At 47.6% G+C, this 22,961-nt stretch carries 31 protein-coding genes; 15 read left to right on the forward strand and 16 right to left on the reverse strand.

Annotated features, from left to right (window positions below):
- Genes MYF79_RS14845 through MYF79_RS14865 form a run of 5 tightly spaced genes read left to right on the forward strand, consistent with a single transcriptional unit; the run spans position 1 to position 2,491 of the window.
- Positions 1-255, forward strand: a complete 255-nt coding sequence (locus tag MYF79_RS14845; RefSeq protein ID WP_247814753.1) for an acyl carrier protein — start codon at positions 1-3, stop codon at positions 253-255.
- On the forward strand, positions 252-791 hold the full coding sequence (locus MYF79_RS14850) for a 4'-phosphopantetheinyl transferase superfamily protein (RefSeq protein ID WP_247814754.1): 540 nt from the start codon (positions 252-254) through the stop codon (positions 789-791). Before MYF79_RS14845 ends, MYF79_RS14850 begins: the two co-directional genes overlap by 4 nt.
- A gap of 38 nt (positions 792-829) precedes the next feature.
- Positions 830-1,081 (forward strand): hypothetical protein, encoded by a 252-nt coding sequence (locus tag MYF79_RS14855; protein WP_247814755.1) that lies wholly within the window; start codon positions 830-832, stop codon positions 1,079-1,081.
- Between the two features lie 42 nt (positions 1,082-1,123).
- Positions 1,124-2,080 (forward strand): TIGR03885 family FMN-dependent LLM class oxidoreductase, encoded by a 957-nt coding sequence (locus MYF79_RS14860; RefSeq protein ID WP_247814756.1) that lies wholly within the window; start codon positions 1,124-1,126, stop codon positions 2,078-2,080.
- Positions 2,081-2,101: 21 nt separating this feature from the next.
- Positions 2,102-2,491, forward strand: coding sequence for a DUF6766 family protein (locus MYF79_RS14865; protein WP_247814757.1), 390 nt, complete (start codon positions 2,102-2,104; stop codon positions 2,489-2,491).
- On the opposite strand, the gene MYF79_RS14870 is transcribed toward MYF79_RS14865, so the two are convergent.
- Positions 2,485-3,093 carry a DUF4142 domain-containing protein gene (locus MYF79_RS14870; protein ID WP_247814758.1) on the reverse strand — a complete coding sequence of 203 codons (609 nt, stop codon included), beginning with the start codon at positions 3,091-3,093 and terminating at the stop codon, positions 2,485-2,487. The two genes, MYF79_RS14865 and MYF79_RS14870, sit on opposite strands and share 7 nt — an antisense overlap.
- 114 nt (positions 3,094-3,207) lie before the next feature.
- On the opposite strand from MYF79_RS14870, the gene MYF79_RS14875 reads away from it, so the two are divergent.
- Complete coding sequence (locus tag MYF79_RS14875) at positions 3,208-3,447, forward strand: hypothetical protein (RefSeq protein WP_199659029.1); 240 nt, start codon at positions 3,208-3,210, stop codon at positions 3,445-3,447.
- A 418-nt stretch (positions 3,448-3,865) separates the two neighbouring features.
- On the opposite strand, the gene MYF79_RS14880 is transcribed toward MYF79_RS14875, so the two are convergent.
- The 4 genes from MYF79_RS14880 to MYF79_RS14895 form a co-directional block, all read right to left on the reverse strand.
- Positions 3,866-4,240 carry a four-helix bundle copper-binding protein gene (locus MYF79_RS14880; RefSeq protein WP_247814759.1) on the reverse strand — a complete coding sequence of 125 codons (375 nt, stop codon included), beginning with the start codon at positions 4,238-4,240 and terminating at the stop codon, positions 3,866-3,868.
- Positions 4,241-4,342: 102 nt separating this feature from the next.
- Positions 4,343-5,008 carry an HAD-IA family hydrolase gene (locus MYF79_RS14885; RefSeq protein WP_247814760.1) on the reverse strand — a complete coding sequence of 222 codons (666 nt, stop codon included), beginning with the start codon at positions 5,006-5,008 and terminating at the stop codon, positions 4,343-4,345.
- Between the two features lie 2 nt (positions 5,009-5,010).
- Positions 5,011-6,180 (reverse strand): MFS transporter, encoded by a 1,170-nt coding sequence (locus MYF79_RS14890; RefSeq protein ID WP_247814761.1) that lies wholly within the window; start codon positions 6,178-6,180, stop codon positions 5,011-5,013.
- 113 nt (positions 6,181-6,293) lie between these two features.
- Positions 6,294-8,747 (reverse strand): MG2 domain-containing protein, encoded by a 2,454-nt coding sequence (locus tag MYF79_RS14895; RefSeq protein ID WP_247814762.1) that lies wholly within the window; start codon positions 8,745-8,747, stop codon positions 6,294-6,296.
- 118 nt (positions 8,748-8,865) lie between these two features.
- Between MYF79_RS14895 and MYF79_RS14900 the strand changes: the two genes are divergently transcribed.
- Positions 8,866-9,447, forward strand: coding sequence for a Crp/Fnr family transcriptional regulator (locus MYF79_RS14900; protein WP_199659023.1), 582 nt, complete (start codon positions 8,866-8,868; stop codon positions 9,445-9,447).
- 87 nt (positions 9,448-9,534) lie between these two features.
- Here the strand turns inward: MYF79_RS14900 and MYF79_RS14905 are convergent, their stop codons facing one another.
- The 7 genes from MYF79_RS14905 to MYF79_RS14935 form a co-directional block, all read right to left on the reverse strand.
- Positions 9,535-10,155 (reverse strand): alpha/beta hydrolase, encoded by a 621-nt coding sequence (locus MYF79_RS14905; protein WP_247814763.1) that lies wholly within the window; start codon positions 10,153-10,155, stop codon positions 9,535-9,537.
- A 17-nt stretch (positions 10,156-10,172) separates the two neighbouring features.
- Positions 10,173-10,478 carry a GNAT family N-acetyltransferase gene (locus MYF79_RS14910; RefSeq protein WP_247814764.1) on the reverse strand — a complete coding sequence of 102 codons (306 nt, stop codon included), beginning with the start codon at positions 10,476-10,478 and terminating at the stop codon, positions 10,173-10,175.
- A 9-nt stretch (positions 10,479-10,487) separates the two neighbouring features.
- Positions 10,488-11,423, reverse strand: coding sequence for a ring-cleaving dioxygenase (locus MYF79_RS14915; RefSeq protein WP_247814765.1), 936 nt, complete (start codon positions 11,421-11,423; stop codon positions 10,488-10,490).
- A gap of 17 nt (positions 11,424-11,440) precedes the next feature.
- Complete coding sequence (locus tag MYF79_RS14920; protein ID WP_247814766.1) at positions 11,441-12,301, reverse strand: pirin family protein; 861 nt, start codon at positions 12,299-12,301, stop codon at positions 11,441-11,443.
- 26 nt (positions 12,302-12,327) lie between these two features.
- Positions 12,328-12,639, reverse strand: coding sequence for a hypothetical protein (locus tag MYF79_RS14925; protein WP_247814767.1), 312 nt, complete (start codon positions 12,637-12,639; stop codon positions 12,328-12,330).
- 10 nt (positions 12,640-12,649) lie between these two features.
- Positions 12,650-13,228 (reverse strand): nitroreductase family protein, encoded by a 579-nt coding sequence (locus MYF79_RS14930; RefSeq protein ID WP_247814768.1) that lies wholly within the window; start codon positions 13,226-13,228, stop codon positions 12,650-12,652.
- An 82-nt stretch (positions 13,229-13,310) separates the two neighbouring features.
- On the reverse strand, positions 13,311-14,030 hold the full coding sequence (locus tag MYF79_RS14935) for a pirin family protein (RefSeq protein WP_247814769.1): 720 nt from the start codon (positions 14,028-14,030) through the stop codon (positions 13,311-13,313).
- Positions 14,031-14,264: 234 nt separating this feature from the next.
- On the opposite strand from MYF79_RS14935, the gene MYF79_RS14940 reads away from it, so the two are divergent.
- The 6 genes from MYF79_RS14940 to MYF79_RS14965 all read left to right on the forward strand — a co-directional run bounded on the left by MYF79_RS14940 (position 14,265) and on the right by MYF79_RS14965 (position 17,475).
- Positions 14,265-14,750, forward strand: a complete 486-nt coding sequence (locus tag MYF79_RS14940) for a hypothetical protein (RefSeq protein WP_247814770.1) — start codon at positions 14,265-14,267, stop codon at positions 14,748-14,750.
- 7 nt (positions 14,751-14,757) lie between these two features.
- Positions 14,758-15,156: a multiprotein-bridging factor 1 family protein gene (locus MYF79_RS14945; protein WP_247814771.1), complete on the forward strand. Its 399-nt coding sequence runs from the start codon at positions 14,758-14,760 to the stop codon at positions 15,154-15,156.
- A 58-nt stretch (positions 15,157-15,214) separates the two neighbouring features.
- Positions 15,215-15,616, forward strand: coding sequence for a hypothetical protein (locus MYF79_RS14950; protein WP_247814772.1), 402 nt, complete (start codon positions 15,215-15,217; stop codon positions 15,614-15,616).
- 178 nt (positions 15,617-15,794) lie between these two features.
- The gene (locus tag MYF79_RS14955; RefSeq protein WP_247814773.1) at positions 15,795-16,196 is read left to right on the forward strand and encodes a hypothetical protein; all 402 of its coding nucleotides are present in this window, start codon (positions 15,795-15,797) and stop codon (positions 16,194-16,196) included.
- Positions 16,197-16,358: 162 nt separating this feature from the next.
- Positions 16,359-16,562, forward strand: a complete 204-nt coding sequence (locus MYF79_RS14960) for a hypothetical protein (protein ID WP_247814774.1) — start codon at positions 16,359-16,361, stop codon at positions 16,560-16,562.
- Positions 16,563-16,578: 16 nt separating this feature from the next.
- A complete protein-coding gene (locus MYF79_RS14965) occupies positions 16,579-17,475 on the forward strand; it encodes an SDR family NAD(P)-dependent oxidoreductase (RefSeq protein WP_247814775.1) in 897 nt (298 codons plus the stop codon).
- 107 nt (positions 17,476-17,582) lie between these two features.
- On the opposite strand, the gene MYF79_RS14970 is transcribed toward MYF79_RS14965, so the two are convergent.
- From MYF79_RS14970 to MYF79_RS14985, 4 genes are all read right to left on the reverse strand, one after another.
- Positions 17,583-18,227 (reverse strand): class I SAM-dependent methyltransferase, encoded by a 645-nt coding sequence (locus MYF79_RS14970; protein ID WP_247814776.1) that lies wholly within the window; start codon positions 18,225-18,227, stop codon positions 17,583-17,585.
- A 91-nt stretch (positions 18,228-18,318) separates the two neighbouring features.
- Positions 18,319-19,860: a DHA2 family efflux MFS transporter permease subunit gene (locus MYF79_RS14975; protein WP_247814777.1), complete on the reverse strand. Its 1,542-nt coding sequence runs from the start codon at positions 19,858-19,860 to the stop codon at positions 18,319-18,321.
- Positions 19,861-19,925: 65 nt separating this feature from the next.
- Positions 19,926-20,666 carry an SDR family oxidoreductase gene (locus tag MYF79_RS14980; protein WP_247814778.1) on the reverse strand — a complete coding sequence of 247 codons (741 nt, stop codon included), beginning with the start codon at positions 20,664-20,666 and terminating at the stop codon, positions 19,926-19,928.
- A gap of 60 nt (positions 20,667-20,726) precedes the next feature.
- Positions 20,727-21,311, reverse strand: coding sequence for a TetR/AcrR family transcriptional regulator (locus MYF79_RS14985; RefSeq protein ID WP_247814779.1), 585 nt, complete (start codon positions 21,309-21,311; stop codon positions 20,727-20,729).
- 187 nt (positions 21,312-21,498) lie between these two features.
- On the opposite strand from MYF79_RS14985, the gene MYF79_RS14990 reads away from it, so the two are divergent.
- Positions 21,499-22,491: a YeiH family protein gene (locus MYF79_RS14990; protein WP_247814780.1), complete on the forward strand. Its 993-nt coding sequence runs from the start codon at positions 21,499-21,501 to the stop codon at positions 22,489-22,491.
- Between the two features lie 190 nt (positions 22,492-22,681).
- The gene (locus MYF79_RS14995; RefSeq protein WP_247814781.1) at positions 22,682-22,957 is read left to right on the forward strand and encodes a hypothetical protein; all 276 of its coding nucleotides are present in this window, start codon (positions 22,682-22,684) and stop codon (positions 22,955-22,957) included.
- Positions 22,958-22,961: the final 4 nt, after the last annotated feature.

The following is a 22,961-nucleotide window of genomic DNA, read 5'->3' on the forward strand; positions in this document are numbered from 1 at the left end:
ATGGATAAAGAAACGCTGATTACACAATTAAAAGAGATCGTAACACCCTATGCGAAAAACCAGGAGGCCCTGCTGAACATTAATGAAGACACTGATTTCGTTAATGATCTCAAGATCAATTCTGCCAACCTGGTAGATGTGGTCCTGGATGTGGAAGAACAATTCAATATTGTGATCGATAATGAATCAATGGAACGCATGCTGAATGTAAAATCTGCAATAGAGATAATAGAGGCCAAATTAGGCGCACAATGATCGGCAACGACGTCATAGATCTCCACCTTGCAGGCCGGGAAAGTAACTGGCAAAGAAAAGGGTATCTCAGCAAGATCTTTACAGCTACTGAGCAGGAATTGATCCGTCAGGCTTCGATGCCATCCGATATGGTATGGCTGCTCTGGAGCTGTAAAGAAGCTGCCTACAAAATTGTTAACCGCCTTACGAACGTAAGGCTATATAATCCCGCGAAGTTTAATTGTTCACTGTCTGCCGATGGCGGCGATACAGTTAAAGGCAAGGTATGGTATGAAGCCCGGGCCTGTTCATTTGTCAGCTACCGGACTGATAATTGTATCCACACCGTAGCCGTCTCTCATGATGTCTTCCTCGATCACCTCGATATCTATACAGGAAGCAGACTGCCCACACATCTTTTCCCCGATAAAAACCTGGTTAAGAACCAGGATGGTGTACCTTATCTCATGAATTGTTGTACTTATTCCCCTGTACCTGTTTCCATCAGTCATCACGGTAATTACGTAGGATGGGTACAAAACAAGGCGATCCTTTAGGGTGTAGTTTTTGAGCAGGTAATGTAAAGATTTACAGTATGAAGCTCAGTGAGGCACTTGTAAAAAAACTATCACAGCAATATGCTCCCGCTACGATGGTAGATATGGAGTTTAAAGGTTATGACCTCTCTTTCAAAACGGATGAGGCAGGGAATCCTGTACTGTTATTTATTGGCAAGAGGACCAACAACGGGAACGTGCGCGGAGAGCGCTATTCAAGGACCCTGAAATACGACCGTGAAGGCAACCGGATCAAAGATCACTGGGAGCTGAAAGGTAAGGCTACATGATGTATATGGTGAGTTTGGTACAGAGATGGTATTGGTCTTTATATGTCAGTTATCGCTTATCACGCATCGCATGAACAACATCCGCCCTCGGCACTGCTGCGTTACGCCCTTGCTGCAGCACAGGCCGGATTCCAGGCCATTCATTGCTCAGATCATTTCCATCCCTGGAGTGAGCGGCAGGGGCAGAGCGGCTTTTCATTCTCCTGGATAGGCGCCGCCATGCAGGCCACTACACTACCTTTCAGTATGGTGTGTGCGCCAGGACAAAGATATCATCCCGCTATTGTTGCACAGGCTATTGCCACACTTGCAGAAATGTTCCCGGGCAGGTACTCGGTAGAGCTGGGCAGTGGCGAAGCGCTGAATGAGAATATTACCGGCGATGTCTGGCCACAGAAGGAGGAAAGGAATGCACGTCTGCTGGAATGTGCAGGGGTGATACGCCGCCTGTTACAAGGTGAAACAGTAACACACAATGGACTCGTCAGGGTGAAAGAAGCAAAATTATACACCTTACCGGCTGCCATGCCGCCTTTAATGGCCACGGCACTTTCCGCGGCAACAGCGGCATGGGTCGGAACATGGGCCGATGGACTGATCACAGTAGGAGGAGATGAGGCGCAGCTGCAGGAGATCATCAATGCGTTCCGCAAGGGCGGCGGCGCCGGAAAGCCCATCTACGTACAGATCGCATTCTCTTACGCAAGAACAGAGACGGAAGCACAGGATGCCGCCTTTGACCAATGGCGTACAAATTTCTTTGCGCCCGAGGTATTGAGTGACCTGACCAAAACTACGCAGTTTGATAGTATTGCCGCTTATGTAAGACGGGAAGATATTGCAGACAAAATGGTGATCACCGCCGATCCTGAACAGTGTATCACAATGATCAGGCAGTATGTGCAGATGGGATTTGACCGTATTATACTGCATAATGTCAACCCGCAGCAGGACATCTTTATCAGGGATTTCGGTGAAAAAGTACTACCTCATATTTAGTAACCCTAAAAAAGAAGTGTTATGACTACAGGAACGAAAAAGTATTCGATCTTCAAAAGAAAAGGTTATCTATGGTTTACCCTGGCATTCTTTCTTGTATCAGTGGTACTGCACTGGTATTTTGGCTGGAAGGTATTTGTGGAAGAACAGATGCAGCATGGACAGCCAGTGATCACAAGTGATTACATCTCGGAAATGATGCGCGATACCATGGAAAACTGGCAGTCTGAATTCCTGCAACTGATATGGCAGGTAGCAGGTCTGGCGTTTTTATGGTACTGCGGATCTTCACAGTCAAAGGAAGGCGATGACAGGAAGGAAGAAAAACTCGATTTTATTATTCGCAAACTTGATCCAGAGCGTGCAGAGCAACTGTTGGCAGCGTGGAAGGAAAAATATCCTGATCACTGATAAGACTCTACATCGTCAAACTGGGTAGGATCATATTGTTTACGCACATCTTCGAGGATAGTTCTTGCTTCCTCAAGATGTGCCTTTACTACAGGAAGTGTTTTCTTCGCATAGTTCTGCAACGATACATCTTTCATATTTGACGCTGCTGCATCCAGTCTCTCCATTGTTTTCTGATGCTCGCTTACCATCTTTTTGATATAGTCCCTGTCAAAGGCTTTCCCTTCTTTTCCGGCCATCTTATCTACTTCTTCCTGGTCTGCTTTTGCCAGTCCTGAGGGTAATGTAACACCAGCACTGTAACAGGCCGTCTGCAGGTCTTTATTCGCCTTTTCATGCGCATCTATCATCTTCTGTGCAAATTCCTTTAAGCGGCCATAATTGGCGTTCTTAAGCGCCAGTTTGCCCAGCGCTATTTCTTTCATATTGCTGGCAGCGACAGCAGTAGCAAAATTCACGGAAGCATTACTGACGTCATCCATGCTTTCAGCCATGGCGTTAGTGCTGTCCTTGCTGGCTTCCTCCCTGCTTTTAACGCTGTTGTTGTTACAGCCATAGATCAGTATGGCAGACACGATCAATGTGAAATGTATCCTTTTCATATGAGATGTATTATGTCAAATGGGAGACAAAAAAAATACCACCTGCCTGCTGGCATAGTTTTGTTGCTTTAACAACATAGTGAATCATATTCTATCACTTAAAAAACATGTACTATGAATTCGATACTTAACCAGGGCCATGAGGAAGGACCAATTGCAAAAGCAATTGAAACGCAGACAGCGAAATTGCCTTCAGATACTTATTTATGGGCGGCCGTCGGCGCTATGGGAGTCTCTCTGGCCCTGCAATGCCTGCGGCAGAAACATATCAGTTTGTTTATCGGACAATGGGCTGCCCCCTTCCTGCTAATGGGTATCTACAACAAAATCGTTAAAACAGAAGGACACGACTGATAGACCCTCCACAGAAAAAAAATGTCTGGATACATGGGACTTTGTCCTCCTGTTATTCAGACATTTTTTTATGCCCCCAGGGGAAGTATTTACCTGGAAGTGTTTCCTTGTGTACACGAATCTGGTGGCGGAGATCCTGTATGGCGGCTGGCAGAGGGTTTTCTCTGATATTGGTCAAAAATGTATAGATCTTCATAAATGCAGCAGTTACATAAAAAAGCTCCCGCGTGGGAGCGGGAGCATTGTTTAGACGATACACAGTAGAAATTGTGCTCATTGTTTCTCGTGCCTGCTTACAAACTTGTTGAAGTAACTGATTTGACCTTCTGATTTTTTATCCTGGTAAATAAACGCCAGGGTATTGAGTTAAAAATAAATCCAAAGATTATTCCATAACAGCGGCGTGTTACCGCTGAACTTACTGGATATTAACAGATATCACGGGATTTCCGACAGTATTGAATGCGTCCTCGCAGGTATCTGCACAATGCCTGCAGGCGTCTGCACATGTCTTGCAATGTGCGGCCTCCCATTGCATATGCGCTTCACATACTTCTGCACATTTATTACATGCCGCTATGCACAAGCGGCACTGCTGTTCCCCAAAGATGCCGTTCAGGCTTGCTACGGCTACGGTAGCCTCGCAAATGGCAATACACTCAAGCAATACTGCAGTACAGTTTTTTAATTTTTCAGCGTATTCACTCTTAAGAAGCGCGGTAACACAATAGCCGCAGGCCAGTGAGCATGCAGCACAGGCTTCTGCGCAAATTTTTAGTTCTTTCCAACCCATACGTATACAGTTACTTTGACTAAAAGAAAAATCTTCTGGTCTGTATATCAATCTATATGCCCGTAAGCCGGCCGGACAAAAGGGGAAGGGGAAATAAAGGCTTTAATGCGTGTTTGCGTGGTTGAGTGCAAGAAGGGAAGGAAGTTCCTGCATGGCGTAAAAAACGGTTGCGCCTTCTTTTCTGAGCTCGTCACCGTTAAAAGGTTTTGCATATCCCAATACCCGGAAACCTCCTCTATGTGCGGCAATAACTCCCGCTTTGCTGTCTTCGATCACAACGCATTCTGCGGGAGAAAAGCCCATCATTTTGGCGGCATGCAGGAAAATACCCGGGTCTGGTTTCCAGCTGTTGATCTCGTAACCGCTGAATATCCGGTTGCCTTCTTCAAAGTAAGAGATCAGCCCTGTAACGGTCAGGTTCAGTTTCATTTTTTCCATTGGTCCGCTGGAGGCTACACAAAACGGAACGCTCAGGTTGTCGAGTACCTCTTTAATGCCATTGACCGGGCGCATTTCAGTTTTAAAGACCTCATAGGAACGCGCACGGAAAGCCTGTTCAAAGTCTTCGGGAAAAGGGCTGCTGGCTTTCTGCTGCAATATCTTAATGCCTTCCTTCAGGCGGATGCCGCTGAATTCTTCCACGGCCTCCCGGAGGTCCATGCTAACGCCATACTGAGATGCCATATCGAGCAACACTTTCACACCTATTACCTCGCTGTCTACCAATACTCCGTCACAGTCAAATATGATACATCCTGGCTTTGTCATACTTATGCTTTTATGCTTTCTTTTATAGTCGTTGTTTGTGTCGATTCTTTTACCTGTAAGATCAATACTGTGATCAGCAGGCCGAACATCGCCATCAAAGCAAATGCCCATCGTAATCCTGCTGCTTCTGCTATAAAACCTATTAATGGTGGTACGATGAGGAAACCCATATATCCTACGGTAGATACGGCGGCTATTGCCGGCCCGCTGCCCATGCTGGTAGTTTGTGTTGCCATGCGCAGTACCAGGGGTACCACACAGGATACGCCAAATCCGATCATGAGGAAACCGATGCTGGTGGATATGGTATAAGGCATCAGCGCAGCTACCATAAATCCGCAAAGCACCAGTATGCCGCTGTACCTGATCATTGTCGGAACACCCAGCTTGTTCACCACACCATCGCCGGTAAACCGCCCCGTTGTCATTGCGATCATATAAATAACATAACCTGCTGCAATCAGTTTTTCAGGCGGGTGTACCGCTTCCTGGAAATAGATATTGCTCCAGTCGTACATGGTGCCTTCACAAGCCATTACGGCAAATGATATTAACCCGTATTTCAGCAAATGCCTGTCGGGCCAGATAAAGCGTTTGGTATTGGCTTCCCGGGAAGGAGGCAGGTGAGGGCTGTCGCGAAAGGCAAGGAACGCCATAACAGTCATGGCCAGCGATACAAAGAGAAAGTGCCGGGAAGGCGCCATCCTGTAGTCCACCATAACAGCTCCCAGTGCCGCCGCTGCAAAACCAGCCAGGCTCCATACGCCATGAAAAGTAGTAATTATTGACCGTTTATACAATGCCTGGACGGCAACAGATTGGGCATTTACAGAAATATTCATGAGGTTCCGGGAAGAACCGAAGCAGAACAGCACCAGGCCCAGCTGCCAGGGCAGGCTCACCACGCCGATAAGAGTGAGCATGAGATTGAATACCAGTACGCCTATCATCATGATATTCCGGCTGCTGTAGCGTTGTAAGAGGTAACCGGTAACAGGAAGGGTGAGTACCAGTCCTGTAGGCAAGGCCAGGAGAAAGAAGCCTAATTCTGCTTTATTAAGGGCAAGCCGGCGTTGGATGTCCGGGATCCGGGACGCCCAGCTGGAGAAACTGAAACCCGAAATGAAGAAGAATACCGCAGTTGCTATACGCGCAGATCTTGGTTTGCTCATAAGAGCTCAAAGCTAAAAATAATTAGGAATTGGGTGTGAAGAATCAGGAAGATACTTCCCGATGCTTTCCCAATTCCTAATTTCTGCCAGTATCATTTAAATGCAATAGCGTCTTAGTACACCTGTTCTGCCCGTCCTACACGACCATCTGCTGTAATGCCTTCTACCACAATGCGGAAATGTTTGGAGAAGTCATTGTTGTAAAAATGGATGGTAGAGGCATGGGTGATGGAATCTACCGTGATGTAAGGGCTCCAGAAGAGGGTCAGGCGTTTATCAGGTAATGCATGTACCTCTTTTTTTACGGCATAATCCGGAGAATAGAACTCTTTCACCAGGCTGTATCCGGCCTTCTTCATACGCTCGAATCCACGGATGGTCTCGTCTCCCTTATTATCGCCGCCTTTCTTGGTGTACACCGCAATGGCGCCACCAGCGCCTCCGCCGAAGCCTCCCATGAACGGAGGGCGGAATACTTTCACCAGGGCGATGTCATTGATATTAACATTGGCCAGCATGCTGACATCCACCGGCATCTCGTTCAGGTACAGGGATGGTTTGGACCCACGCCATGACATGCTCGGATTATTGAGATCGCCGCTGATATTCAGGCCTGCAACTTTAGATTGCAGATACTGGAACACGTTGGTCTGGTAAGGTGTTTCTTTCGTCAGGTCAAAAGTATAACCATCGCCGGAAGAGAACATACCGGAAGTATAACGCTGCTCGGTAGTTTGCTGGGGAGTGATCTTTTTGTCGCGGATGTTCACCTCTTTCAGGTATACCGTTTTGTTGCTCATAGAACGGTTCACCTTATTGCTTTCGCTGGCCGTGTTCAGGAAACGGGTCATGGCTGCATTATCCAGGCCTTCCGGTACCCGCATAGGGTAAGGCAATGTAACCTGGGGCGACTTATCAAAGAAGTGCGGCTCGAAGGTTACCTGTACATCTTTCCACCTTTTTTGTTTGTCATTCCCCTGGAAGAAAACCAATACCGTATCCATGAACTGGAGATTAGGCACTTCAAATTCACCTTTGTCGTTGGTAGGGACGGAGGCAAAAGAGGTACTGCTGTCCAGCGGTTGTTTGAAAATGAAGTCCACTTTACCACCTACCAGCGGGTAACGGCCGGTATTGGTCACTGCCGTTCCTTTCAGGGACATGCCCTGTTCGTAAGGGAACCTGATCTTCGGCATATCGTTGTTGAGGATCTTCTGCCAGCTGAACCTTCTCCAGCCATTGGTCAGCATCACCAGGTCAAGCGCCTGCAGCTTTTCCCTGGTAGTGTCTTTAAAATACCAGGCAGGATTATAGATATATCCTTTCAGATCGGAGGTGAGCAGCATGTTGGAAATAATGTTGTGCTCATCCGGATCTTTCAGCACCTGGTCTGCGTCGGTGATAGCGATGGACATGCTGGTCTGCACACTATCCGGCGCAAACAATTCTATAGAACTTTTGCCTCTGGGCTCAGCGCTTATTTCCGCATTCATAAAACTAAGGTCGATCTGGTCGTTCTTCCTGATGAAGGCGAGCCTTTCAGAAAGCGGCTGACCTTTATCGCCGAACAGGGTCACCTGTATGATACCGGAAGGGAGGGACTGGGTGGGAATGAACCCGCTGATCCTGCCCTCGCTGGCATCCAGCACGGCCTTATACACCATCTGGTTCTGTACCTGGGCAATCACCATCATTTTATAATAGGTGGAATCGTCCGGGTTGGCAAGGGCGGCCTGGTAGAAGATGCGGCTACCCCTGTTATAGACCTTCAGCACAGCACCCTGCGTCTGCACTGCCGGCAGATCTATCTCTTTCTTCTGGCCCGTAGCCAGTCTTACAATAGCCTTGTAGCTTTCTCCGGCAGCGGGTGTCAGCTCGAAGGAGCCCATGCCGTCATGCACCGTTTTTATTTCTGCAACTGTTTCCTTCTTACTGTTTTGTACTGTACCGGCAACGGCAATAGGATAGCCGTTCTGGTCAATGGCCTTGAAGGCTACCACCCCGGGAGCATTTTGCAGCATATTGCCGCCCTCGGGGAAGAACTGCACGGCAAAGTCGCGTGCAATGGCAGTATCCCTGGAGGGCAGGGTATTCTTTTTGGCCGGGTCGAAGATCTCGATGTTCTTATAAAACAGGAACTCCGGGTCGTAGTTCAGCATCCAGGCGGTATAAGCCCTTACCTGGTACTGGCCGGTTTTCAGTGTTTCCGGTAGTTCGAAATCGCCCGCTGCTGCCGCGCCGGCTGCAGGCAGGCGCTTTTTCATTACCACGTTGCCATCTTTGTCGAGCAGCTCCACATACAGGTTGGAGGCCGTGAGGGAGGGCTGGTTCTGTATCATGATATATGCCTTGAACCACATCGTTTCGCCCGAGGCATAGAAGTCCTTGTCAAAATGCAGGTATACCTTTTCCTGCGGGAAGCGTTTGCCGAAAATAGCCAGAGCGTTTGTAACCTTATCCTGCCAGTCGTCGGCCGGCACCAGGGAGAATGCTGTCAGCATGCCCGCTGAAAGAACAGGGATGAGCCATTTCAACCGGGGATACTTTTTTAGAGATGAAAATTCCATGCGGGACGATTTATTAATACTTGTCTAATTTACTGTCAAAAGATACGTGCTTTGCTTATTATTGCGGTTGAAAGTAAGCTTTTAAGCAAAATTTAAGACAACCGCCCATCAATTTACTATGTTCGGCCCAATTGACCAATTCGTTGCAAGGTATATACAGCTTACGCCGGAGGAAGTGGAGATCTTCCATTCGCTCCTGCAGTTCAGGAAAGTAAAGAAAAAGAGCTTTCTCCTGAAAGAGGGAGAAATATGTGATTATGAAGCATATATACTGAAAGGGTGTGTGCGTACCTTCTATGTGGACAAGCAGGGCGTGGAAACAAACCTGACTTTCGCAGTGGAGGACTGGTGGGTGGCAGATATTTCCAGCTTTTCAGAGCAGCAGCCTTCCCGGCAGAATATTGAGACGCTGGAAGACTGTGAGTTGCTGACCATCTCTTATGAAGATAAGAAGACCTTGTTCGAGAAGGTGCCTAAATTTGAGAAGCTTTTCCGCATCCTGCTCCAGCGAACAGCCGGGGTATTACAACAAAGGATCTATGCTTCCATTTCCCAGACGGCTGAGGAGAGATACCTGGCCTTTATAGAGAAGTACCCCGCCGTGGTACAGCGTATTCCCCAGCATCATATTGCCCGGTACATCGGGGTATCGCCTGAATTCCTGAGTAAGGTGAGGAGTACCATGTACAGAAAGCATTGAGTATATAACCCATTTAATAAACTGCTGATATTGAAGAAGAAAGGACGGCTTTTGCCGTCCTTTCTGTATGATCAGCGCCGGGTGATCTTATTTACGGAACACCAGCTCATTGGCCAGGTTGATCTCATCCTGGCTGATGGTGTGGCCCATATTGTTATAGATATTGACCTTAATGTCCGCGCCCATTTCCTGCAGGATCTTTTCACTCGCCTTTACGCGTTCTACCGGGACATGCGGATCAGGATTGCTGGTGCCGATGAAGACAGGAGTGTTTGCAAAACTGCCTGTATAGTTCTCCGGGTAGATCTTGTCGCCGATCAGTCCCCCGGTAAAGGCAACCACTCCGCCGTATTTATCCGCATTGCGGTTTACGAATTCCAGGGTAAGGCAGGCGCCCTGCGAAAATCCCAGGAAATAGATGTTCTCATGAGAGATGCCGTCGGCCACCACATCTGCAGTTATTTCTTTCAGCACAGAGAGGGCAGACGAGAGCCAGGGCTCGTTCTGTGCGGGAGGCATCAGGAACGAGTAAGGGTACCATGTGCCGCCGGTAGCCTGTGGGGCTATTAGTGCATAATCTTTGACCTCCAGGTAGTTGGAGAGCGTGAGGATATCTTCCGCACTCCCTCCGCGCCCATGGATCATAATCAGCGCCTTCTTTGCTTCTGTCGTCTTTTTCCCTGCTGTTATTATCTTTTTGCTATGCATAAGTGTTGTTTGTGTGATCATTGCTCCCCTTCCTGTTTCAGCCAGATGTCTTCAAACTCTTCCGGATGCCGCTTAAACTGAGCATGCACATAAGCGCAGAGCGGTTTCACTTTCAGCTGATGTTCACGGGCATAAGCTACCATTCCGTTCAGCAATATCCTGGCGAGGCCTTTGCCTTCGAACTTAGGATCTATTTCCGTGTGATAAGCTGTCAGTATATTATCAGCAACGCTGATGATCATTTCACCGGTCTGTTCTCCTTCATGCATCAGGTAGAAAGCACCGTGGTTTTTGGCATTGAGCCTGATTACTACTTCGTCCATATATGGTTACTATTTGAGTACAGGTAATGCTTTTTCGATGTCGGCACGCATAGGTTCGTATTGTACCGGCAGTTTAAGATGTTGGCCGAGTTGGTCCAGCGGTTCGTCTACAGTAAAACCGGGATTGTTGGTAGCCAGTTCGAACAGCACGCCTCCGGGCTCCCGGAAATACAGGGAGAAGAAGTAGTCACGGTTGATCTTCTGGGTGATATTAAGTCCTTTCTTAGCGATCTTTTCCCTGAAATTCATAAGGATCTCGTCATTGGCCACACGGAAAGCCACGTGGTGGTTCGTACCTCCGCCACCTCTGCCGGCAGACTCCTTCGGAGATTCTATCAGGTCTACGATAGACGCTTCAGGAATAGCATCGGTTACAAAGCGGTGACGGTTGCCTTCCTGTTCCAGGAATTTATATCCCAATACATCTGTCAGGATACTGGCGGTAGGACCTATGCTTCTGAGGTTCAGTACCACGCTGTGGAAACCTTTGGTGGCGTGGGCCGCTTTTACTTCTGCAGTTTCCCATGCCTGGCGGCTGTCAGCAGTTTTGGGTACGATCAGGTTCAGTTTCAGGCCATCCGGATCTTCAAAAGGAAGATACAGTTCGCCGAATCTTTCAGCAACAGGTCCCTGGGTAATGTTGTGCGCTTTAAAACGATCAGCCCAGAAATCCAGGCTGCCTGCAGGTACGGCATAACCTATCTCGGTAGCCATTCCTGTGCCGGTACGGCCGCGGCCGATGCCTTCCCAGGGGAAGAAGGTCAGGATAGTACCCGGTGTGCCATGTTCATCTCCAAAGTAGAAGTGGTAGGTACCGGGATCGTCGAAGTTCACAGTCTTCTTCACGAAGCGAAGACCTAAGGTTTCTGTATAAAACTGAAGGTTCCTTTTAGCATTGTCTGCGATGGCCGTAATGTGATGAAGGCCTAAGATTCTATCTTCCATAAAATAGTTTTTAATGTTTAGTAAGCTAAGGTGCCAAAGCGGCCGTTTTTATAATCCTCTATCGCCTGGTCTACTTCCGCCATGGTGTTCATAACGAAATTGTCTTTGGCAGCTACCGGTTCGTCAATGACTTCTGCTGAGAGGAAAAGCACCTGGCTGTCTTCATTGGCAGCCACGGAGAACGTTGTTCCTTCTCTTTTGAATACGATGAGGGAATGTTCCGGCACCGGTGTAATGTCATCAATAGTGACTCTGCCGTGTGCAACATACAGTAAGGTCCAGTAATCTGCTGTGACATTGAACTCCACTTCCTTACCATTTGCAATTTCACCTACAGCGGTAATAACAGGAGTAAAAGAAATGTTCACTGGTCCTGTTTTACCGTCGAATTGTCCGCTTACGAGGCGGAGGTTGACACCGTCCTGTTCAAGTATCCGGGGCATGTCCTCTTTCGGCACAAACTGGTACCGGGGATCATCCCATTTGTGGGCCGCAGGTACGTTTACCCACAATTGTAATATTTCTGATATGCCGCCGTTTTTGTGCATCTGTGCCGAAGGGCCTTCGCTGTGAAGGATCGCTTTCCCTGCAAACATCCATTGTGCATCACCTGCATTCAACAACTGGTCGTTGCCGGCAGTGTCTTTATGATGCGCCTGTCCCTGTAACTGGAAGGTAACGGGAGCAAAGCCCCTGTGCGGATGCGGATGTATCCTGTCGTCCGATCCCGCTGCTATGATATCCGGTCCGCCGTGATGCAGGACAATGAACGGATTAGCGAAACGGAAGTCCGCATGCGGTAAAGGTTGTAATACAGTCTGGGTAGGGGTGATGTTCTTTGCTCTTCCCGCGAGGATGTGTGCAATGTTCTTTTTCATACCAGGTCTTTTATAGTGCCGGAGTATTATCTGTGCTCCAGTGCGAATTGTATTTCATTTTTCAGTAAGCCGCTGCCTCCGCCATAATGTCTTCTGACAATGACGGTGGGCGAATGCTGTTTGAACCAGGTAGTAAGTGCAGTTTCTTCTTCCGGAGTGACGCCGGCACAGACCAGCACAATATCGAACGCTTCTTTTTTAAAAGCTGCTTTCGCCGCTTCGTCTGTCGTCACGGTTTCGCCGGTCCAGTTGTCAGGTGCATTGAGCAATCTATGCATCACCGTCATGATCTCAGCATTTCTACCTACCGCGAGTATACGTAGTTGTATTGGTTCCATATAGCCTGATTTAGTCCAGGTGGGCAGCAATCGCAGCAATCGGATTACGGCTTCTGGGAGTTAATTCTCTTGTTTTGTATGGCTCGTCCAGTTTTTCTGCACTGTCAATATATCCCAGGGCCAGCATAGATACGGCTTCTTCATTGGCCGATAAACCGAGTAGTTCAGCAGCATGCTGTTTATTGAATCCTGCCATCACATGGCCGTACACATCCATATCCAAAGCCTGTAACAGCATAAAAGAGGTAGCCATACCAATATCATGCATGTAATAATGATTTTTCTGCTGGGTATCGGGCAGCTCACGGATGCCTATAGCAGCTACCAGTGCAGCTGCATTTTTTGCCCAGGGTACATTGCCGGCTGCCAGCGTTGAAAGCAGCTTGTCAAAACCGGGCGTACCACGTAATGCATATATAAAGCGCCAGGGCTGTGAATTGTTTGCACTGGGCGCCCATGTTCCGGCTTCAAGAATGGTCTCAACTGTTGCCGTAGCCAGATCTTTATTGGAAAATGAGCGGGGGCTCCACCTTTTTTTGATCAGATCCAGTACTTCATTTTTTGTGTTGGCAATTTTAATCGGAGACATATGCGTTGATTTATATTAAATGTTTACGTTAAGCAAAGGTATACGTAACAACGGATGCTTTCTCAGCAATGAGTTGTCTAATTCAACTGAATAATGGTACATCTACCACCAGTAAGCAGGCATCTTCATCCTGTGAAACGATGCTGAAGCGATCTGTATCTTCCACGCCATAACCATCACTGGTCTCCAGTTCCTGCCCGTTGATGATGAAGTTTCCCCTGATGACAAAGAAATACACACCGTTTCCCTGTTTTTTGATGTCGTAAGTAGTTTGGCCACCTTTGTTAAACCGGCCCATATGGAACCAGGCGTCCTGGTACAACCAGGTACCTGCTCCTTTAGGATCGGGCGAGATCAGTTGTTGCAGGTGATTGAGCCTGCTGTTGATATCTATTGTAACCTGGTCATATCGCGGGGAGACATTCAGCTGGTTCGGGAACAGCCAGATCTGCAGGAAATGCGCAGGCAGATCAGCATTGGCGTTGTATTCACTGTGAAAAACGCCGGTGCCTGTGCTCATCACCTGTATCTCGCCGGCTTTGGTGATCACGGTATTACCCAGGTTGTCCTTGTGTTCCAGGGCGCCCGCCAGGGGAATACTGATGATTTCCATATTATCATGAGGGTGAGCATCAAAACCTCTTCCACCAGCTACAATATCGTCGTTCAGTACCCGCAGGGCGCCAAACTGCATCCTTTCAGGATTGTAGTAATTGGCAAAACTAAAGGTGTGATGGCTGTTTAACCATCCGTGGTCTGCATGTCCACGAGTTGCTGCCTTATGTAATATTGTCTTTGCCATGATCAGATCGTATTTATATGTTGCAACAAATATACGCCGGAAAAGAGGAGCAATCCATTAACCTACCTTAAGAAAAGCCACTCCCGGGATATAGAAAGACTAAAGAAAAGTCTGATGCTCAGATCGATAATTTACCGATATATGTTGTAATTTACTTGTAGGTAAAAAAAAATGATGTAAAAAATCACTTTAAAGTGATTTAATATTGTTAACTTCGTAAAAGTTCATCTTTAAGTGAAATCAAAATTAGTTTATCTGACTAATCTGTCAGGTAAAAAGGCTTCGGTTTACAGCATTGTCACATCAGAGAGTCAGCATGCTTTTTTAGACCGGTTTATCCTGGAATACCAGGAGGAGTTCTTTCAGGATCTGTTAAGTATCATAGCGAGGCTAAGAAGTATTGCCCATGTAACGGGGGCGGTTAGTACTTATTTTAAGCTGGATGAGGGGCTTGAATGGAACGATCAGGTTTGCGCCCTCTATGATATACCCGACAGGCACCTGCGCTTGTATTGCATACGTTTGAGTGAGCAGATCGTCATTGTCGGTAACGGCGGCCCAAAAAATGTGCGGGCCTGGCAGGATGATCCCCGGCTGGCCCGCGAGGTGACTGAGATGATGCATTATTCAGGCATTATCCGTACCCGGCTAAAGGAAAATACCTTAAGGATCTCGCTCAATCGCCTGAAACTGGAAGGAGACTTAATACTTATACGTTAAAAAAATAATGATGGAAAACTTTGATGCCACCAACACCAACTACACCAGTGATCTGGTAAACAATTTACTGGGCCATATCAGCTCCGCAGAGCAGGACCAGGTAGACCACAAAATGAAAATGGCCGCCAAGATCCACGCGGGCCTTAAAGCAAAAGGCTGGAAAAGCCTCGATCTTGCCCGGGAGCTCCACTTAAAGAGCCCGTCCCTGGTATCGAAATGGCTGAGCGGCACCCACAACTTCACCATGGATACATTAGTCGATATCCAGCGGGTACTGGGTATCAGGTTGCTGGACGCCGATATGACAAGCGCACAGCGGGCGCTGAATGTGAATGTTACGCTGCCGGTTGTGCCATCCTCCCTGAAGGAAGCTATCCGGGATCCCCTGCATAAAATAGCCGACTAAAACGGCTTTCCCTTCAATGCCTTAACAGAGGCTTTTTTCTTACTATAATCGTCTCAAATTGGAAACCACCTTTCATTTACATGGCATTGAACTGCTTTCCTTTTCTCTTGCACCGGAACCTTCCGGAAACGGGGAAACACAGGCGGGCTATGCGTTCAATGTACAGCAGGAACAAAAAATGAACCCCGATAAACAGCTGGTCATTGTATTTACCACCGTAACAGTACAGCAATCCGGTAGCTCCATTCCTCTTGCAAGCGCGGTGGTGGCGTGTGGCTTTGGTGTTGCTTCCTTTGCTGGAACGCTGACCCGGCAGGCAAACGGAGAATACCAGATAGCCTCCGGCATCGGGCAGGCTGTGTCAAGGGCAGCCACCGGCATTACCCGCGGCATCCTTTACAGCCAGCTGAGGGGCTCTTACCTGCAGGATTACGTTCTTCCCTTGTTGCCGGGAGAATAATTCCCTGACCATAAACATCCTGATCTATAACCTCCATCATTGCCCTGCCTGTTGCGGCGTTTTATCTTTGAAACATCCTGCTATTCCTGCAACTATTAATTTGCCTGTTTGTTTTACAAAAAAGGGAATGCACGGAAAGGATGCCAGGTATATCATTAACTCATTAAAACGCAACACAATGGAAATATATATCAGCGAAGAAGACATCATTCGTAACATTCAGAGCAAATTTCATGAGGTATATCCTTACCTGAAACTGGAATGTTATCTCTGCCCCCATGAGAAGGGAGAAGGCACCGCAAACAATAAAAAGCTTCCTGGCGATACGCCTATTGAAGAGATCCGCCTGATCCACAGCTTTGGCTGGGTGGATATCAGTGAACATCGTACCGTGGCAGAAGTAGAAAAAGACTTTTACCGCGATATGGGTCTCGCTATCCAGGTGTTCCGACGCTCCAGGAACGGCTGGTTGCAAACTACACGTACAGATGAACTGACCCTCGGAGAGCAGAACCGCCTCGGAAAAGAAACCCTGATTGCCGGAACAGAAAAAGAAGCGCCTGTTGAGTCGGCAGACTGAAGGGGCTTCTGCTATAGGTTGTTAACCCAGTAATTATTTCCACACTGCTGTACCAGCATGTATACAAATATGCCGGTTGACTACGCTTGCTCCCATACAATGGCATACATGGCTTGTTGTTTGATCCTGATAGAGTATTCTTCACGCTTAAAATTTTAAGTTATGGGACAGGATAAACCAAAGATGACAAAAGCAGACCTTACCGGTAAAGCTGAGCAATCAGAAGCTGCAGCATCTTTAGAAACGCCAATAGAGCAAACCGAACGGGAACGTGATAATAAAGGTGCAGAAGAAGTAACGCCCGAAGCAACAGCGGAAAGAGACGAACTGAAAGAAGCACCGGAAAGCCTTAAGAATTCCCATTGATGTTAAACCGAAGTGTATGCCAGTAATTAATGTAAACAACCGTAATCAATATGCCCTGATCACCGGCGCCACAAGTGGCTTCGGATATGAATTGGCAAAATTGTTCGCAAGAGATGGTTTCAGCCTGGTGCTTGTTGCAAGGTCGATAGAGCGACTGCAGGAAGTAACAAATGAGTTGAAGCAACAATACAGCGTCGAGGTAACACCTATTTCCGCTGATCTGTTCCAGCCGGCAGCCGCCAAAGAAATATACGACGAGGTAAAGGCCAGAGGTATCGTAGTGAGCTACCTGGTGAACGACGCCGGACAAGGAGAATGGGGCCGCTTTATAGATGTGGATCTGCAACGCAGTCTCGATATTATTCAGCTGAATGTTTGCTCGCTGGTGGCATTGACTAAATATTTTGCTACCGAAATGGTGGCAAGAGGCGAAGGGCATATACTGCAATTGGGTTCAGAGGCCGGTAAGGCGCCTATGCCTTTATTGTCGGTATATGCAGCTACGAAAGCTTTTGTCATCTCGTTCAGTGCAGCTATCAGTAACGAACTGGAAGGTACCGGTGTAAATGTGACCGTATTGTTGCCCGGCGCAGCGGATACGGACTTTTTCCATAAAGCGAATATGGAGCATACAAAAACGTATCGCGAAGATTCGCTGCAAACACCGGAAGAAGTAGCCCAGGATGGTTACGAAGCATTAATGAGCGGGGAAAGTCGTGTGATATCCGGCGGTAAAACAAAGATGCATGTGTATATGGCAAATTTACTGAGTGATGAAGCAAATGCCGTTAACATGCGTAAACTGATGGAGCCGTCAGAGAAAGAAGATGGGAGAACGGCTTCCGACCATGGGGCTTCCCGCAGGGAACGCGCATCCATTGGCAGGGAGTCGGGAGATTTGAAAGAGAGATAGGCACCAGCCTATCCCTCTTTTTTATTAGTGGTTGTTCAGGATAGAATGCATGAAATTTCATTAAATCTCATGAATCATCCATGAAACGTTTTCGCAGTCATTATGATTTAACAATTATTAACATCCTCTTTGCAATAAACAGCTGTCCGGATAAATCTGCTGAAATAGAATGCCCCGAAGATCTCTGTATAACGATGCGCTTTGAACAATGGTTCAATATCTTCCAGCGCATCCGCCTCAACTCCGCATAATATCCGGAAGAACACATACATGCTGCGCAGCAATATACGCTGCCATAGCGGCGCCTGTTTCTGGTAATGAAAATCGGTGAACAGCCATCTGCCACCTGGCCTGAGCATCTTATGAAGATGAAGGAATATAGGCTGTATTCTTTCGCGGGAGAAATTGTCGAACAGAAATGGTGTGATGATGACATCGAAAGTCTGTGGGGGATCTCTGTTGAAGTCTTCTACGGCCATATGGATGAATGTTACTTCATGCTGATATTTCCGCTGCCTGGCAAGTGCTATCATATTTGCTGAGATCTCTACATAAGAGATCTTTAAACCGGGCGGGCATCTCTTTGTCATTTCCTCCAGTATCCAGCCAGTGCCTCCGCCCGCGATCAGTACTGTGCTGTGTGCTTCAATATAAGGCAGCAGGGCCGTTTGTGCATCCTGCTGAGAGCTGCGAAATACAATGCGGCTGAGGAAATCGTAGTACCTGGCAATATTGTCGTAATTGTTCTTCATGCACCGGCGCGTATAGGCTGTAAATTAGCCGAAAAGGGCCAGGGAGCCAAATGCTTCCCCGGCCCTGGTATACTTGACAAAGCGAAAACACTTAGTGATCTGCAAGCACAACCTGCACCTTCGTACCTTTTTTCTTCTTTGATGCCAGGAGTAACAGTGGCAGGGAGCACAAAAAGACCAGCCCTACCAACAGATAAGCATCATTGAAACTCAGCATGGAAGTTTGCCTGGTAATACCTGCATCTATGAGTCGCAATGCCCTTGCATGGGCGTCCGCCACGCCTGCGCCTTTTGATATAAAGAATTGCGTATAGTCGGCCAGTCGCTTTACCGCCAGCGGATTGTCGGGCGTAATATTGGAGACCAGGTCTGACCTGTGTACCGCATTACGGTTAGCCAGGTAGGTATTTACCATTGCCAGGCCAAAAGAACCGCCCAGCTGCCGCATCATGTTATTCAGGGCTGCACCCTGTGCAAAGTCGGCCGGAGCAAGCGACGACACTGCCAATACGGACAATGGTACGGTGATCATGGCCAGTCCTACACCCCTCCAGATCAGTGTGCGTGTCAGGCTGCCGGCATTGACATCGAGGTTATAACCGGACATTTGCCAGCTAAAGACAACAAACATCAACATACCGGTAGTGATCATAACAATAGGGGAGATCCCTCTCTGTAACAACCTGGCCGATATGATCAGTCCCCCGATAGCCAGTATGGCGCCAGGCAGCAATAAGAGGCCTGTTTGCGTGGGTGTAAAGTTCAGCAGCCGCTGTGCGAATACAGGCGTCAGGAATACAGAGCTGAAGAGGCCCACACCCGACACAAAGGTGAGTATAGCGGCCAGGCTCAGGTTCCTGCTTTTAAGTACCCGCAGGTTGACCACCGGTGTTGGCGTGGTCAATTCCCACCAGATGAACAGCAGCAATCCGAAGAACGCCGTTACACTGAGAAAAACAATGTAGCCCGCTTCGAACCAGTCGTCCGTTTCCCCCCTTTCCAATACGGTTTGCAGCGATCCAACACCTATGGCCAGCAGGATGATGCCTGCCCAGTCAATTTTCCCCGTCGTTCCTTTTACTTCCGGTTCTTTCAGTAACGCATAACAGATGGCTGCAGCAACAATACCGATAGGAACGTTGATGAAGAATATCCAGGGCCAGTCATAGTACTCGGTAATATAACCACCCAGGGTAGGGCCGATGGTAGGGCCCACGAATACGCCAATACCAAACAAAGCGCTGGCCACATTCTGTTTTTCTTTCGGGAAAAGTTCAAACACGATCACCTGAGAAACGGACAGCAGCGCGCCCCCGCCTATGCCCTGTAAAAAGCGGAAGGCCACCAGCATCCAGATGCCGGATGCCTGACCACACATAAATGAAAAGAAGGTGAATGCGATGATGGAACCGATATAGTAATTTCGGCGCCCGAGTTTATTTGAAAGGAAACTGGTAATGGGAATAATGATCACGTTGGCAATAGCATAAGCAGTGATCACCCAGGAGGTGTCTTCCAGCGTCGCGCCCAGGTTACCACTCATATGCGATAGTGCAACGTTGACGATGGATGTATCTATCAACTCCATTACCGCAGCAGCGATAACGGTGATCAGCAGTATGGTCCTTTTCATGTAAGTGAATTATGAAGACAGTTATTATACCGATTGGTATAATAACTGTCAAAAAAAAGCAGGAATTATCTTCTGTTGTTCAGTGTGGCGAAAGCCTCAGCAGGAGAGGAAAGGAAGAGTTTATAAAAGTCAGCGGTATTGCCTACATGTATCTCGTAATTGTCGGTAGCCAGTCCTTCCAGGAAGGCTGCTGCTACAGCTTCCGGAGGCATACCATTTTCACCGCCGATCTCTTTTGAGAATTCGGTATTCACTAATGGCGGCATCAGTTCAAATACCTTTATGTTGGTTTCAGATAATGTATGTCTTAATACCTGTGTATATGAATGCAGCGCTGCTTTACTGGCGGCGTAGCCCGGGAGTCTTGCTCCGGGAGAGATAGCCACGATAGAAGAGACGTTTACAATGGCAGCTTCAGCCTGTTTTTCCAGCAAAGGCAGTAACAGTTCATTCAGCCTTATTACAGACAGATAATTGGTGTGGATCTCCCTTGATGCCTTTTCAAATGCATTTACACCGGCCTCCAGTCTGTATACTTCCGCTGCTGCGGCATTATTGATCACGACATTCAGCGTGGGGAACGCTGCGTTCAGTTTTTTTACAAGCGCAATGACATCTTCTTCTTTCGATACATCTGATACTATCGGTGTTACATTTTTCAGCTGCGCCACTGCTTTTTCGAGGGTAGCTGCAGTTCTGCCGGTAATGATGACATGATTGCCTTGTTCAGATAACAGTTTGGCTGTTTGAAAGCCTATGCCTGCTCCGCCGCCTGTTATAAGGACGGTATTGTTGCTCGTTTTCATGATGTTTTGTTTTCGCTTTATGAATTATACCGATCGGTATATTTATAGTTAAAAAAATAGTCAGAGTGACTGTATGTATTTTCTGGTCACCTCCATGACACTTTCTCCATATTCCCGCTTGCCGGTTGTTCTTGCCACAAATATCGCTCCCTGGATCATGGAAATTATTGTGAGCGCCGCCTGCCCGGGATTGGTATCAGGAGATATTTCTTTATTACTGATCCCTTCTTCGATCATGCGGATAGTCCGTTGCTTCCATGATTCAATCGCATCAGCAACCCTTGCCTTGAGGGCAGGATGTGTATCGTCTGCCTCGGGACCGGTATTGAGGAGCGGGCAACCGCCTTCCGGGTACGCGATCGGGCGTTCCTTGCCGAAAAGCTTGGTGCGTATCATCAGCTTCTCCTTGACCGTTTTCGCTTTGTCCTCCTCCGCATTGATATATGTTCTCATCTTGCGGAGGTTGTAGTCAAAAGAAGCCAGGGCTACCTCATCTTTATTGGCAAAATTGCCGTAAATGCTACCTTTCGTAAGACCAGTCGCCTCCGTCATATCAGAGAGAGATGTTCCGGCAAATCCCTTCTTGTTGAAGATGGGCGCCGTTTTCTCTACTATGTATTCTTTCGTTTTTTCTGCCTTACTCATATCACTTTCATTAAGACGATGTAAAATTATACCAATCGGTATTATTTGCCAAATAAATCTTTTCCCGTTGATTGGATAATAACTTTTGTGACTATTAACCCATAACTTCCGGTTATTGGATATTACGAATGGTAATTTCCTTTAGCGGAAGATGTAGCGCAACTTTGTGCCATCAAAAGATCGGCAAATGAACACAATACTGCACAATGGAAAAACACTCCGGGAAGGAATAGGGAAAAAGCACTTCCTGGACAGAAGTATCACCACCCGTGAAGTGATATTTGTATTAGCGCTTACCGCCTGCCTGACGCCCTGGGTATCTCCTCCCGTGGCATTGATTACAGGCGTGATCATCGCACAATTTATCGGCCATCCCTTCCTGCATCTGAATCATAAGGCCACACACATATTATTGCAGGTCTCTGTTGTAGGGCTGGGCTTTGGCATGAATATTCACAGTGCCATCAAGGCCGGCAGCGAAGGCATTTTATTCACGGTGGCCTCTATTACAGGTACATTGATAATTGGTTACGTTGCAGGCAGGCTGTTAAAGATAGAAAGTAAGACGGCTCATCTCATCTCCTGTGGTACAGCTATCTGTGGTGGCAGTGCTATCGCGGCGATCTCCCCGGTGATCAGGGCAGAAGAAAAACAGTTGTCTGTTGCATTGGGTACGGTTTTCATTTTGAACTCCGCTGCACTCTTCCTGTTCCCTTTTGTTGGTCACCTCCTGCACATGACGCAGACGCAGTTTGGTCTCTGGAGTGCTATTGCCATTCATGATACCAGCTCTGTTGTGGGTGCTGCCAGCAAGTATGGTCCGCAGGCACTTGAAATAGCCACTACCGTCAAACTGGCCCGTGCCCTCTGGATCATCCCTGTGGTGTTGCTGACGGCGTTCTGCTTCAAAACAGGTAAACAGAAAATGAAAATACCTTACTTCATAGGCTTGTTTGTACTGGCCATGATCTTACATACCTATGTACCCATGCAGCCTGTCAGCGATGTGATAGTACAGGTGGCAAAGACCGGCCTGACCCTCACATTGTTCCTCATCGGTGCAGGATTGTCCGGCGCAGTACTTAAAGGAGTAGGCCTGAGACCGTTGATACAGGGTGTGCTTCTATGGGTGATCATTTCAGGCGCTGCCCTCTGGGCTGTACTGCAATTGGCGAAGTAATCAGCAATGGCATAGATCAAAAGTAAAAATAAGCGCTGCGCATCGCTCAAAGGACTACCTTACTCCATCAGGTATCCGAATAGAACCAGGGTGTATCATACTTTGATACGCCCTGTCCCGCGACTGACAACAGTGTTGCAATCTTTCATTACAATTAAATCTGATGATTGCCCTATATTTGCCCTGCAGTATGAAAATAATCACATTGATCATATCGGTCTATGTACTGCTGATGGCAGTCATTCCCTGTTGCAGTTTTGATAATTGCGAAGGCGACAGGCATGATGCGCCGCAGGGCATCTGTTCTCCTTTCTTCAGTTGTCATAACTGTTCTTTGCCGGTAGTACTGGAAAAGACGATACAGATAGAACCAGTTACAAACATCATTCACACTCCTTATACAGAATACCGGGTCATCTCCCTTCCCGGTTATACAGCGAAATGCTGGAACCCTCCCAGGGTATGATACA

Origin of the sequence: Chitinophaga filiformis, assembly GCF_023100805.1 — a bacterium.
Classification (GTDB): Bacteria; Bacteroidota; Bacteroidia; order Chitinophagales; family Chitinophagaceae; genus Chitinophaga; species Chitinophaga filiformis_B.

Excerpts from the sequence above, each read along its gene's own strand:
- MYF79_RS14845 (WP_247814753.1), top strand. The coding sequence starts at position 1 with ATGGATAAAGAAACGCTGATTACACAATTAAAAGAGATCGTAACACCC.
- MYF79_RS14850 (WP_247814754.1), top strand. The coding sequence starts at position 252 with ATGATCGGCAACGACGTCATAGATCTCCACCTTGCAGGCCGGGAAAGT.
- MYF79_RS14855 (WP_247814755.1), top strand. The coding sequence starts at position 830 with ATGAAGCTCAGTGAGGCACTTGTAAAAAAACTATCACAGCAATATGCT.
- MYF79_RS14860 (WP_247814756.1), top strand. The coding sequence starts at position 1,124 with ATGTCAGTTATCGCTTATCACGCATCGCATGAACAACATCCGCCCTCG.
- MYF79_RS14865 (WP_247814757.1), top strand. The coding sequence starts at position 2,102 with ATGACTACAGGAACGAAAAAGTATTCGATCTTCAAAAGAAAAGGTTAT.
- MYF79_RS14870 (WP_247814758.1), bottom strand. The coding sequence starts at position 3,093 with ATGAAAAGGATACATTTCACATTGATCGTGTCTGCCATACTGATCTAT.
- MYF79_RS14875 (WP_199659029.1), top strand. The coding sequence starts at position 3,208 with ATGAATTCGATACTTAACCAGGGCCATGAGGAAGGACCAATTGCAAAA.
- MYF79_RS14880 (WP_247814759.1), bottom strand. The coding sequence starts at position 4,240 with ATGGGTTGGAAAGAACTAAAAATTTGCGCAGAAGCCTGTGCTGCATGC.
- MYF79_RS14885 (WP_247814760.1), bottom strand. The coding sequence starts at position 5,008 with ATGACAAAGCCAGGATGTATCATATTTGACTGTGACGGAGTATTGGTA.
- MYF79_RS14890 (WP_247814761.1), bottom strand. The coding sequence starts at position 6,180 with ATGAGCAAACCAAGATCTGCGCGTATAGCAACTGCGGTATTCTTCTTC.
- MYF79_RS14895 (WP_247814762.1), bottom strand. The coding sequence starts at position 8,747 with ATGGAATTTTCATCTCTAAAAAAGTATCCCCGGTTGAAATGGCTCATC.
- MYF79_RS14900 (WP_199659023.1), top strand. The coding sequence starts at position 8,866 with ATGTTCGGCCCAATTGACCAATTCGTTGCAAGGTATATACAGCTTACG.
- MYF79_RS14905 (WP_247814763.1), bottom strand. The coding sequence starts at position 10,155 with ATGCATAGCAAAAAGATAATAACAGCAGGGAAAAAGACGACAGAAGCA.
- MYF79_RS14910 (WP_247814764.1), bottom strand. The coding sequence starts at position 10,478 with ATGGACGAAGTAGTAATCAGGCTCAATGCCAAAAACCACGGTGCTTTC.
- MYF79_RS14915 (WP_247814765.1), bottom strand. The coding sequence starts at position 11,423 with ATGGAAGATAGAATCTTAGGCCTTCATCACATTACGGCCATCGCAGAC.
- MYF79_RS14920 (WP_247814766.1), bottom strand. The coding sequence starts at position 12,301 with ATGAAAAAGAACATTGCACACATCCTCGCGGGAAGAGCAAAGAACATC.
- MYF79_RS14925 (WP_247814767.1), bottom strand. The coding sequence starts at position 12,639 with ATGGAACCAATACAACTACGTATACTCGCGGTAGGTAGAAATGCTGAG.
- MYF79_RS14930 (WP_247814768.1), bottom strand. The coding sequence starts at position 13,228 with ATGTCTCCGATTAAAATTGCCAACACAAAAAATGAAGTACTGGATCTG.
- MYF79_RS14935 (WP_247814769.1), bottom strand. The coding sequence starts at position 14,030 with ATGGCAAAGACAATATTACATAAGGCAGCAACTCGTGGACATGCAGAC.
- MYF79_RS14945 (WP_247814771.1), top strand. The coding sequence starts at position 14,758 with ATGATGGAAAACTTTGATGCCACCAACACCAACTACACCAGTGATCTG.
- MYF79_RS14955 (WP_247814773.1), top strand. The coding sequence starts at position 15,795 with ATGGAAATATATATCAGCGAAGAAGACATCATTCGTAACATTCAGAGC.
- MYF79_RS14960 (WP_247814774.1), top strand. The coding sequence starts at position 16,359 with ATGGGACAGGATAAACCAAAGATGACAAAAGCAGACCTTACCGGTAAA.
- MYF79_RS14965 (WP_247814775.1), top strand. The coding sequence starts at position 16,579 with ATGCCAGTAATTAATGTAAACAACCGTAATCAATATGCCCTGATCACC.
- MYF79_RS14970 (WP_247814776.1), bottom strand. The coding sequence starts at position 18,227 with ATGAAGAACAATTACGACAATATTGCCAGGTACTACGATTTCCTCAGC.
- MYF79_RS14975 (WP_247814777.1), bottom strand. The coding sequence starts at position 19,860 with ATGAAAAGGACCATACTGCTGATCACCGTTATCGCTGCTGCGGTAATG.
- MYF79_RS14980 (WP_247814778.1), bottom strand. The coding sequence starts at position 20,666 with ATGAAAACGAGCAACAATACCGTCCTTATAACAGGCGGCGGAGCAGGC.
- MYF79_RS14985 (WP_247814779.1), bottom strand. The coding sequence starts at position 21,311 with ATGAGTAAGGCAGAAAAAACGAAAGAATACATAGTAGAGAAAACGGCG.
- MYF79_RS14990 (WP_247814780.1), top strand. The coding sequence starts at position 21,499 with ATGAACACAATACTGCACAATGGAAAAACACTCCGGGAAGGAATAGGG.
- MYF79_RS14995 (WP_247814781.1), top strand. The coding sequence starts at position 22,682 with ATGAAAATAATCACATTGATCATATCGGTCTATGTACTGCTGATGGCA.